Genomic DNA, 10,952 nt, shown 5'->3' with positions numbered 1-10,952 from the left:
ACAATAAATAACTGATGAAAAACTCAAAAAATGCATTGATATTTCTGGCAACCATGCTTCCGATTTTTGCAGAGGCTCAGCTCAGTAATACAGGAAAGAAAACTATGATTTATCCGGAAACGAAAAAAGAAAACGTAAAAGACACCTATTTTGGAACGAATGTAGACGATCCTTACCGATGGTTGGAAGATGACCGTTCTGCGGATACAAAACAATGGGTAACTGCACAAAATGTAGTAACGCAGAAATACATGTCGCAAATTCCTTACCGCAACGATATTAAAGAGCGTTTGAAGCATTTGATGAATTATGAGAAGTACTCTCAGCCATTCAAAGAAGGAGGGTATACTTATTATTATAAAAATACAGGACTGCAGAACCAAAGTGTACTGTACCGTCAGAAAGAAGGAGGGGAGCCGGAGGTTTTTCTGGACCCAAATACTTTTTCTAAGGATGCGACGACTTCACTTGCCGGAATCAGCTTTTCGAAAGATGGAAGTCTGCTGGCCTATCAGCTGTCTGAAGGTGGTTCTGACTGGACAAAAGTTATCGTTATGAAATCATCCGACAAAACTGTTGTTGGAGAGACCATAACCGATGTTAAGTTCTCGGGAATCTCCTGGCAGGGAAATGATGGTTTTTATTATAGCAGCTATGACAAACCAGCAGAAGGGAGCCAGCTTTCCGGTTTGACTCAATACCACAAATTATTCTATCACAAACTGGGGACAGCACAAAAGGAGGATCAGCTGATCTTTGGCGGTGATAAAACTCCAAGACGTTATATTAGTGCAGGATTAACGGAAGATGAACGATACCTTATCATTTCGGCCGCAAATTCCACTTCAGGAAACGAACTTTACATCAAGGACCTGAAAGCCAAAGATGCTGAGATTATTCCAATAGTAAGTAATTTCGATAAAAACCATAACATTATTGATAATGACGGAAGCAAACTGTTCATTTATACGAACCTAAACGCAGCTAACGGGCGGGTTGTCACCGTTGACGCAGGCAGTCCGGGAGTTGAAAACTGGAAAGACCTGATTAAAGAAACGGAAAATGTATTGAGCCCTTCAACGGGAGGTGGCAAGCTGTTTGCCAATTACATCAAAGATGCAGTGTCTATGGTGTTACAGTACGACAGAAATGGTAAACTGGAACACGAGATTAAGTTACCGGGTATCGGTTCGGCCTCTGGTTTTGGAAGTAAGCAATCAGAAAAAGAATTGTATTATACTTTTACCTCCTATGTATATCCGGCTACGATTTTCAGGTATGCCATTGAAACGGGTAAATCTGAAGTTTATAAGAAATCCGGAGTAGACTTTGATCCCGCGAACTATGAATCCAAGCAGGTTTTTTATGCTTCGAAGGATGGAACGAAAGTTCCGATGATCATCACCTATAAGAAAGGCATTGTCCTGAATGGAAAGAACCCGACGGTATTGTACGGATACGGAGGTTTTGATGTTAGCCTGACCCCCTCTTTCAGTACTGCTAATATTATCCTGATGGACCAGGGTGGAATTTATGCGGTAGCTAACCTCCGTGGTGGTGGCGAGTACGGCGAAAAATGGCACCTGGCGGGAACAAAACTGCAAAAGCAAAATGTATTTGATGATTTTATCGCAGCAGGAGAATACCTGATTGACAATAAATATACTTCGAAAGATTACCTGGCCAGTATGGGCGGTTCGAATGGCGGATTATTGGTTGGCGCAACACTGGCGCAGCGTCCTGATCTTTTTAAAGTAGCCTTTCCGGCAGTAGGAGTAATGGATATGTTGCGTTACCATAAATTCACAGCAGGAGCAGGATGGAGCTATGACTACGGAACTTCTGAAGACTCTAAAGAGATGTTCGATTATTTGTATAAATACTCACCGGTACATGCCTTGAAGGCGGGAACTAAATACCCTGCAACATTGGTGACTACCGCAGATCATGACGATCGTGTTGTTCCGGCGCACTCCTTCAAATTTGCAGCAAATTTACAGAAAGACCAGGCGGGTGATGCACCTGTTTTGATCAGCATTCAAACTAATGCCGGCCATGGTGCCGGTAAGCCAACGGATAAGGCTATTGAAGAAATTGCCGATCGTTGGGCATTCTTGTTTTACAATATGGGTATTACCTATAAAAAGTAATACCCTTTGAAAGATGTGTTTAAGGATCTTATTTAACAAGTTTGAGGACCTTAGGCACATCTTTTTCATTTGAGCTGAAAATGATCAGTTTCTTGTCTGCATCAAAAAGATATAATGAAGGATATTGTTTCGGATGAAACAATGGAATGAAAACATAGTCCTTATCCTGTAAGGTGGTTACATTCTTCATTGATTTCAGGGGTTTTGCATAGGTATCCATGAAATAATTGATGGAGCGGAAAACATCCTGTGAAACGAGATACAGGTTCGCGCCAGACAATTCCTTGCTGCTTTTTGAAAGATTGGTCGCCACGGTCTGACAATGACCACAAGTTGCATCAAAAAACATGATCAGGGATTTCTTTCCCTTGGGAATCTGATCTGTGGTAAAACTAGTCCCATCGGCTTTGTAAAAAGTAGCTTTAGGAATAACAGTGCCGGCAGGGAGTCCCTGTGAAAATGCACTTAATGAAAGGGCCGTGATAAGAAATGAAAAGAAAATTTGTTTCATCTGGGATGTTTTATAGGTTAATAACTGCTAATATCTGATTCTAAAGCATTACTTGTATCATTTGAATTCAAAATTACAATTCCTATATTTATCAGCTGAGCTGCCAATGGAAAATTATCATGGCATTTATCATCAGTTGAGTCCTTATTAACAGACAATACGAAAGACAATGAAAAAAATGAAGTGGACTGGTTTGGCGGGGAAAGTTTTGATCCTGGTGATTGTAATGTTTAATATCGGTTGTGATCAGATTACAAAGTCTATAGTAAGGGACCATGTGCAGTCCAATGCAAATATCAAGGTGATCAGCAATCAGATTACCCTGACCAATGTCGAAAATTCAGGTGCTTTTTTAAGTGTTGGTGATTCGCTTCATTCCGGAATTAAGTTTGTCTTACTCTTACTGTTGCCTTTAGCAGTCTTATTAATGGGTATTTATTTTGTGATGACCCGAAAAAATCTATCCTCTTTACTGACTTTTGGGATTTGCTGTGTGATTGGTGGTGGGGCAGGAAACCTATATGACCGTATTATTTATGGTTCTGTCACGGACTTTCTTCACATAGACTTTGTTATTTTTCAAACCGGTGTTTTCAATGCGGCAGACCTTTCTATAATGCTGGGAATGCTGCTGATCATGATCGATTCCTTTTCAAGAAGGAAGCTTGCGAATGCCAGCTATAGTTAATCCCGGATCTTTCCGGTTTTGTTACTCAATTTTGTATTCATGAAGCTATTGGTTGTAGAAGATGAGGTCGATCTGCTGGAAGTAATCCGCCAGTCGCTGGAAAAAGAAAACTATCTGGTAGAAACTGCCGGCAGTTATGCACATGCTTTAGAAAAGATCGTTTCCTATGAATACGATTGTATCCTGCTGGACATTATGCTGCCGGATGGAACTGGTCTGGACCTGCTGGCAGAGCTGAAGCAAATGAATAAGTCCGATAATGTGATTGTCATTTCTGCGAAAGATTCTCTGGAAGACAAAATCAAAGGTTTGGAAATGGGAGCTGACGATTACCTTGTGAAGCCTTTTCATATTGCAGAGCTCAATGCGCGCATCAAATCTGTACTGAGAAGAAAATCACTGAACGGTAAAAATACCATCGAACATGCTAATGTTAAAATTGATCTGGATGAACGTCAGGTCTGGATTGACGGGGCTGAACTGGTGCTGAACCGCAAAGAATTCGATATTCTAAGCTACCTGTCTGTAAATAAAAACCGCCTGGTTAATAAAACAGCACTGGCAGAACAGGTTTGGGGAGACTATATGGACGGAGCGGACGATTATGAATTTATCTATTCCCAAATTAAGAACCTCCGTAAGAAACTCAAAGAAAAAAACGCTGGCATAGAAGTTCAGGCGGTGTATGGAATCGGTTATAAACTGGTGGTTGTAGCATGAACCTGCTGAATTATACACTTAAATACCTTTCTGTGGCCTTATTGCTGGTGATCAGCATCTGGGCCGTCCTCTTTTATTTCAATATGATTGATGAAGTACAGGACAGTCTTGACGACGGACTGGAAAATAGTAAAATGCTGGTCATACAACGGGTGGAAAAAGACAGCGGAATCATTCAGCGCTCTGGGTTTTCTGAGCACAATTATGAAATCAAAGAGGTGACTGAAAAGTCCGGACTGAAATTTAAAGACAAGTATCAGGATACGCTCATGTATACCCTTAATGAGGAAGATATGGAGCCTTTTCGGATGCTGACCACTGTATTTAACAAGGACAATAAGTATTACGAAATGAAGGTGGTGTCGTCCACTGTAGAAGAAGATGACCTTGTGAGGAGCTTATTATACAGTCTGATCTGGCTCTACGCTGCGATATTGATCAGTTTTTTTGTGATTAATCACCTCTTACTCCGAAGAATATGGACTCCATTTTATCAGTTACTCAGAAGACTAAAGGCATTCCGGTTGGATCAGGACCAGGGAATAGAGACCGGCAATACAGAAGTGAAAGAATTTAAGGAGCTGAATGTGGCGGTAAAGAGCCTGGTGGCGCAATCTGTCGGCACTTATGGAAGCCAGAAGCAGTTCATTGAAAATGCGGCACATGAATTACAAACGCCCCTGGCCATCAGTTTAAACAGGCTGGAGTTGTTGGCAGAAAATGAAGACCTTTCAGATCAGCATCTGGAGGCTATCGGGCAGGTAATTGGTACCTTACAAAGGCTTACCAGGCTGAATAAATCTCTTTTGCTGCTCTCGAAAATTGAAAATAAACAATATGGAGATGTGGCCTTGCTTTCGATCAACACGCTGATGAAAACATTGATTTCAGAGTATGAAGATTTTGCACAGCTGAAATCTGTTCAGGTTGATTTGAAAGAAGAGGGCCTGTTGGAAGTTGCCATGAACAAAGACCTGGCGGCCATATTAATTTCCAATTTACTTAAAAATGCCATTACCCATAATATCGTTGGAGGAACAGTTACCCTATCGATCAGTAGTCAGCGCTTAGTGATCAGTAATACCGGCCGTTCTGCTGCACTGGATTCAGAACAGGTCTTTAAGCGTTTTAAAAAAGACAGCCATGCGCAAAGCAGTACAGGCCTTGGGCTTGCCATCGTGAAGGCGATCACTGACCTCTATGGTTTCGATATTCAATATTCCTATACAGATCGGCACCATCTGGAATTAAATTTCAGATAATTGATCTTTTAATTCATTCTGGTATTCCTTTCCAGTTTCTTTTCAGATTTGACCTCTTTCTTTGTGGTATATAAAAAACATGACCATGAAACAGAGCATTATACTAGCAGCCGGTCTGCTTTTTTCCGGCCTTACTTATGCACAGGATATTCCTGTAAAAGAGGTCCCTTCCGTAGTACTTAATTCCTTTAACAAAGCTTTTCCACAAGCCCTGAAAGTAGACTGGGAAAAGAAAGGAGCGTTGTTCAATGCAGATTTCGATCTCGGCAGAAGAGAGCATGAAGTATGGTTAAATCATAAAGGGGCAATCGTAAAACATAAAAAAGAGCTGCGTGCACGGGAATTACCTTCAGTAATCGCGAACAGCATCAAAAAGAATTTCAAAGGGTTCAGAATTGATGACGTAGATAAGTATGAAGAAGAAAAGCAATTCTTTTATAAAGTCGAATTGAAAACGCTTTCTGAAGAGAAAAAAGTAGTTTTTGATGCGCATGGAAAAATCAGCAACAGAATTTTATAATCCCCAAAATAGAAAATAATATGAACACATTTAAAAGAACATTAACCTCCCTGGGCCTTGCTTTAGTGCTTACGCTAACCTTATCCAGCTGTGATAAAGATGATGACGTAGTTGTTCCGGAAACAGAACTTTCTGCAGAAGCGAAAGCATATGTGAATACACATTTTAATGGTGCAGCCATTGCTCAGGTGATCAAAGATAAAGAGGGGTTAAGCCATGAATATGAGGTGATCCTTAACAATGGGGTGAAACTGGAGTTCAATACAAAAGGAGAAGTGGAAAGTATCAAAAGCTTGAAACAATTGCCTGATAGTGTGATTCCGGTAAAGATTTTAGCTTATGTAAAGGCGAATTATCCTGCGGAATTTATTACGGAATGGGAATTGGATTTGAATGATCAGGAAGTTCAGTTGTCGACCGGAATGGAATTGAAATTTAGTAAGAACGGTGATTTTTTAAGAATAGATATTTAAGAAAAAGCAAAAATCCCATTACGCCAATACGTCATCTTGAAGCTATTCAGGATGACGTATTGGTGTTTATGGCTTAGAACCCGGGCCGACCGATTTTATCTGGATTGGGGTATTTATTCTTACACTGGTTATCGCATTTGCTTTACTTATCGCTTTGACGCTTGTCAATTCGGAAATTTTTACTTTTCTGATTTCCTCTGGATTAGCTTTTGTACTATTCCCCGTGATGCTGATTGACCTGAGCTTCATTTCTTTGGGTACAGCACTGCTGATCTTTAAATTTGATTCAACTACCGCAGGGCCTGGAGTTTCTGTATCTTTTTTAGGTGTTTTTGGTTGATCAGGTACGACTATCGGCGGAGGGAATTTAACTTTACTTTTACGTTTTTCTCGCGTAAGCGGGCGGTCAGGTTTCACTATGGGTGGGGGAAATTTAACCTTTCTTTCCGGCTTTTCTACTGGAGGAGGCGGTGGCGGTGGCGGAGGACCGACTGGTACAATTTTTGGATCAACCGGCGGCGGCGGTGGCGCTATTGAGGGCTTAATGGCTTTTGGCTTAGTGGATCTTGGTCTTGGTGGTGGCGGCGGTGGGCTGGCCGGATTGGCAGGTGCCGGCATTTTTGAATTCCCCTTAAATACCACTTTGGGTGCTGCGCTGTGTTTTTTATTTGTTTCTTTTTTTCGGGTTGTATCTTGAGTGTAACGCTCAATACCAATGGTTTTTATCGTATTCGGATAAAAATCCACCAGACCATAGTCTTTTGTGAAGGCGACTGTCGATGTGCAAAGCATTCCCCCAACGAGTGGTAGTGCCAGCAGCAGCTTGAGCCTCGCTCGCCCTGTTGATTTTTCTTTGTTTAACATGTTGATTCTTTGTTTTAGTATGGATGGATTGAAAATTTGATTGCTCAGTTGTTTCGTTTCTGCACCAAAGGAATTCCTGATGAGAAAAAGCGCATAATCGTGTTTTTGGATCTCTTCATTTGTGGTCAGTTCATCGGCAATATATTCATGTAAGAGTTTGATGTCTTTCTTGATCAGGTAGCTCACCGGATTAAACCAGTTTAGAATTTGAACAATTTCAAAAAACAGGATGTCCAGGCTATGTTTTTGCCGGATATGAACCATTTCATGTTTTAGAATGGTTTCTTTACCTGCAGCATTTTCCGGGATAAACAAGAGATTAAAGAAAGAGAATGCAGAAAGGCCTTGCCCGAGTTCGATATAAACAACCGGTCCATCCTGATGTCTTTTTCTTGTTCTGGAGAGCGCAATAATCTGGTAGAGGTCTCTCAGTAATTTTAAAGAAAAGAAAATGGCAACCAGCCAGTAGAGGCTGCTAAAGCCAAGCTTAATTAAATCGCTGCCCTCATCTTCAGTAGGGATAACTGCTTCCGTTGTCAGGGAATCATATTCCTGATGTTGAAAAAAGCTATGCAGGTAGCCAATTTGCAATAGGGGTAAGGCAAATGCCAGGAGGGTTGCACCGATCAGAAAATACCGGTTTATGGTGTAAAATGTTTCTTTGTGGAATAGCAAATGATAGCAGCCATAAAATAAGGCCAGATACAAATTAGCTTCCAACAGATAGTATAACCAATTCATCATTTCTTGTTTTTAAGTTTTTCTGCCAGCTGAATCAATTCATCGAGTTCCTCAAGGTCCATGTTTTTCTCTTTTACCAAAAAGGAAACCAGGCTCTGGTAAGAGTTTTCAAAATAATTGTTCATGACCTTGTCAAAGGCAAAGTGTTTATATTGGGCTTCCGTAATCAGCGGGAAATAAATGTGCGTATTTCCAACTGCTTTGTGGTCAATAAAACCCTTTCCTTCCAGGACCCTGATTACTGTGGAGACGGTATTATAGGCTGGTTTTGGGGGAGCCATCTTTTCAATAACATCCTTTGTCAAACCTTCTTTTATTTCCCATAAAATCAACATCACCTGTTCTTCTGCTTTTGTAAGTTCTCTCATTTTATTCTTCTGATATTTAACGTTAATTAAAGTTACTACTATTTTTATAGTTTGCAAACTATTTTTGTAGTTTGTTTAATGATAGCCATTTCCAGTGCTTAAACGCATTTTTTTGATGTTGTTAGTAATTGATGGTCGGTTTAATTCCAGGAAAAGACAGCAGCAGAAGAAACTGGAGGAGGAAATGTCCCTGCAGGCCAGGTATCCGGAAATATAAATGCTGCCTTTTTAAGAAGAAGGGGGGAAGATCAGACTAAAAGTGGTGCCTTCAGCAACTTTGGATTTCACCAGAATTTCGATCCCATGGTATAGCGTAATACTTTTTACGATGGAAAGGCCGAGACCATAACCTACATTTTCTGTCAGGTTGGCCTTTCTGAAGCGGTCAAAGATGAAATCAAGGTCTTCAGCTGCAATGCCGATGCCGGTATCCCGAATAGTGATCACATAGTTTTTTCCTTCCTGGAATTCATCTGTGATCAGGATACTGCCCTGATTTACGTTGTATTTGATGGCATTATTAATCAGGTTATAGAACAGCTGAAACAAGAGGTCCTGATTTACATTTTTAAGCAGGCGGTCTTCTTTTAGGCTGATGGTGATTTTTAGTTCTTTCTCTGTCAACCTGTGACTGATCTCTTCCATTACCTCATGGATAATTTTCGAGGGGTGTATATTGGCCGATTTCACAAACTGCTGGTTCTCGATTCTGGAGATCAGCAATAGGGAGTTGGAAATTTTCTTTAACCGGCTGAGGGTTTTCATCATTTCTACAATGCGGAGCACCACACTTTCCGGAAGCTGTTCATCTCCCAAAAGGTTTTCCATTTTATTCTGAAGGATGCTGATGGGAGTCATGAGCTCATGGGAGGCATTCGCAGTAAATTCACGCTCTTTTTCGAAAGCTTCATTGATCTGGTCCATCAGTAGAATTAAAGATTCATCCAGATACTTGAAATCCTGTGTGGAAGTAGGTACAGGTGGAGAATAATCTTTGAAAGGGAACTTTCTGTTGATCAGTTTACTCTTAATGATTTTACCTAAAGGCCTGATGAGCGCACGGGTAAAGATGAGGTCGAAAAGTAGGGTCAGGGCGATAAGGCCCATCAGCACATATAAAGCGATCCTTTGCAGGGGTTTGTTATATTGATTGATGCTGGCAGTTGTTTTTCCAATCTCCAGCAGGTAATTTTTATTTTCGAAGCTAAACGTATGCATCAGAATGCGGTAGCTGAGGGTGTCTCTTTCTACGATCCGCTGTGCCGTTTTTATGGTGTCAATGAGGGTTTTAGCAGCTGCGGGCTCCAATGCGATATATTCTTCTTTAAGCATGGTATAACTGCCATAGCTGTCATCGCCCTGCAGATAATGATCGATTCCGTTTTTATGGACCACATCGATCACTTTTGCCTGTTGGCGGCGTAAGGAATAATTGGTGTATTCGGAAACAATGCTGTCAACCAGAAAAGGAAGAGAGATGATGAAAAGCAATACCACTGCCAGTTTGGAGCTGGTGATGAACAGGATTAATTTCGATGATAATTTCATTTACTTCTTTATTCTGTAGCCAACACCCCGTACTGTTTCCAGGAAGTCTGTCGGTGCCCAGGCATTTAATTTCTTTCTGATGTTCTTAATGTGTGCATCAATATAGTTGGAATCGTAGTCATCATCGGCAAAAGTCCCCCAGATGTGTTCACTCAACTGCATTCTTGTCAATACCCGGTTGTTGTGAAGAAACAGGTAGCTCAACAGGTCGAACTCTTTTCTTGACAATTCAATCTGGTTGTCCTCAAAAAGGATTAGTCTCTTTTGCAGGTCCACGTTGAAATCGCCAAGGCTGAGCAGCTCTTCTTTGACATTAAACTTACGGCGCGCAATGGCCTGCATTCTGGATTGGAGTTCTAATAAAGAAAAAGGCTTGGGCAGGTAATCATCAGCACCCAGATCGAGCCCTGCAATGCGGTCTTCCAGGTTTCCCCTGGCAGTAAGGATAATATATGCAGCATCCGGATTGTATTTTTTCGCTTTGGGAAGCAGGCTGAGTCCATCTCCGTCTGGCAATCCAAGGTCAAGAAGGATAAAATCGTAACTGTTGAGTTCTATCTTTTCCAGTCCGTCTTTGATGTTATGGGCGAGGTCACAGATATAGAAAGCCTTTTTCAGGAAATCTTCCATTTCATAGGCCAGGGTTTTTTCATCTTCAACTATCAGAACTTTCATACCGCCGGCTTAGTCGTTTCTTCGTTTATTTTCTTTGGATGGTCTTTCTCTTTTCTCAGGCTTTACTTCTCCTGGTTTCTCCTGTCTTCTGGACTGAGGTACTTCTTTCACATCAGGTTTCTTATTTTCTTTACCACGTTCCTGCTTTTTATCCCTTCTGTCCTGGAATAAATTGTTACTGGAAATCAAGGATGTAGTGGTGGTGTCTCTGGCAAATGTGCCAAGGGGAAGCCAGATGAAAAGTATGGCTGCGATAAATGAACGGAAGAAATTATTGTTGCTCATCATGTAAATATATGGAAAGTTTGCCTCTTCCGAGGCAAACTAACACTCCCTCACTTAAAACATTTGTGTGTTTTATTATCTGCGCCACTCTAATTGAATGATACGAAGATGAGGGCTGAACATGAAATTAAGATGAAAAAGAAAAAT

The 10,952-nt window shown here is 41.0% G+C and carries 12 protein-coding genes; 6 read left to right on the top strand and 6 right to left on the bottom strand.

The window, feature by feature from the left end:
- Positions 1-53: 53 nt before the first annotated feature.
- On the top strand, positions 54-2,150 hold the full coding sequence (locus tag DBR43_RS01150; RefSeq protein WP_233602926.1) for a prolyl oligopeptidase family serine peptidase: 2,097 nt from the start codon (positions 54-56) through the stop codon (positions 2,148-2,150).
- A gap of 28 nt (positions 2,151-2,178) precedes the next feature.
- On the opposite strand, the gene DBR43_RS01145 is transcribed toward DBR43_RS01150, so the two are convergent.
- Positions 2,179-2,661 (bottom strand): TlpA family protein disulfide reductase, encoded by a 483-nt coding sequence (locus DBR43_RS01145; RefSeq protein ID WP_124577111.1) that lies wholly within the window; start codon positions 2,659-2,661, stop codon positions 2,179-2,181.
- Between the two features lie 169 nt (positions 2,662-2,830).
- Between DBR43_RS01145 and lspA the strand changes: the two genes are divergently transcribed.
- The 5 genes from lspA to DBR43_RS01120 all read left to right on the top strand — a co-directional run bounded on the left by lspA (position 2,831) and on the right by DBR43_RS01120 (position 6,324).
- Positions 2,831-3,349, top strand: coding sequence for a signal peptidase II (gene lspA / locus DBR43_RS01140; protein WP_233602797.1), 519 nt, complete (start codon positions 2,831-2,833; stop codon positions 3,347-3,349).
- 39 nt (positions 3,350-3,388) lie between these two features.
- On the top strand, positions 3,389-4,069 hold the full coding sequence (locus DBR43_RS01135) for a response regulator transcription factor (protein ID WP_124577109.1): 681 nt from the start codon (positions 3,389-3,391) through the stop codon (positions 4,067-4,069).
- Entirely contained in the window at positions 4,066-5,331 is a 1,266-nt protein-coding gene (locus DBR43_RS01130; protein WP_124577107.1) for a sensor histidine kinase, read from the top strand. The genes DBR43_RS01135 and DBR43_RS01130 overlap by 4 nt, the downstream gene beginning before the upstream one ends.
- A gap of 85 nt (positions 5,332-5,416) precedes the next feature.
- The gene (locus DBR43_RS01125) at positions 5,417-5,851 is read left to right on the top strand and encodes a PepSY-like domain-containing protein (protein WP_158622393.1); all 435 of its coding nucleotides are present in this window, start codon (positions 5,417-5,419) and stop codon (positions 5,849-5,851) included.
- A gap of 20 nt (positions 5,852-5,871) precedes the next feature.
- Positions 5,872-6,324 (top strand): PepSY-like domain-containing protein, encoded by a 453-nt coding sequence (locus DBR43_RS01120; RefSeq protein ID WP_124577103.1) that lies wholly within the window; start codon positions 5,872-5,874, stop codon positions 6,322-6,324.
- A gap of 66 nt (positions 6,325-6,390) precedes the next feature.
- Here the strand turns inward: DBR43_RS01120 and DBR43_RS01115 are convergent, their stop codons facing one another.
- From DBR43_RS01115 to DBR43_RS01095, 5 genes are all read right to left on the bottom strand, one after another.
- Positions 6,391-7,932, bottom strand: coding sequence for a M56 family metallopeptidase (locus DBR43_RS01115; protein WP_124577101.1), 1,542 nt, complete (start codon positions 7,930-7,932; stop codon positions 6,391-6,393).
- A complete protein-coding gene (locus DBR43_RS01110; RefSeq protein ID WP_074610536.1) occupies positions 7,929-8,297 on the bottom strand; it encodes a BlaI/MecI/CopY family transcriptional regulator in 369 nt (122 codons plus the stop codon). Before DBR43_RS01110 ends, DBR43_RS01115 begins: the two co-directional genes overlap by 4 nt.
- Before the next feature lie 228 nt (positions 8,298-8,525).
- Positions 8,526-9,845 carry a sensor histidine kinase gene (locus tag DBR43_RS01105; RefSeq protein ID WP_124577098.1) on the bottom strand — a complete coding sequence of 440 codons (1,320 nt, stop codon included), beginning with the start codon at positions 9,843-9,845 and terminating at the stop codon, positions 8,526-8,528.
- Positions 9,846-10,520 carry a response regulator transcription factor gene (locus DBR43_RS01100; protein ID WP_124577096.1) on the bottom strand — a complete coding sequence of 225 codons (675 nt, stop codon included), beginning with the start codon at positions 10,518-10,520 and terminating at the stop codon, positions 9,846-9,848. It lies immediately after the preceding gene.
- Between the two features lie 9 nt (positions 10,521-10,529).
- Positions 10,530-10,808: a hypothetical protein gene (locus DBR43_RS01095; protein WP_124577094.1), complete on the bottom strand. Its 279-nt coding sequence runs from the start codon at positions 10,806-10,808 to the stop codon at positions 10,530-10,532.
- Between the last annotated feature and the right edge of the window lie 144 nt (positions 10,809-10,952).

Origin of the sequence: Pedobacter sp. KBW06 (assembly GCF_003852525.1) — a bacterium.
Classification (GTDB): Bacteria; Bacteroidota; Bacteroidia; order Sphingobacteriales; family Sphingobacteriaceae; genus Pedobacter.
This window is presented reverse-complemented; position numbering and strand designations above follow the sequence as displayed.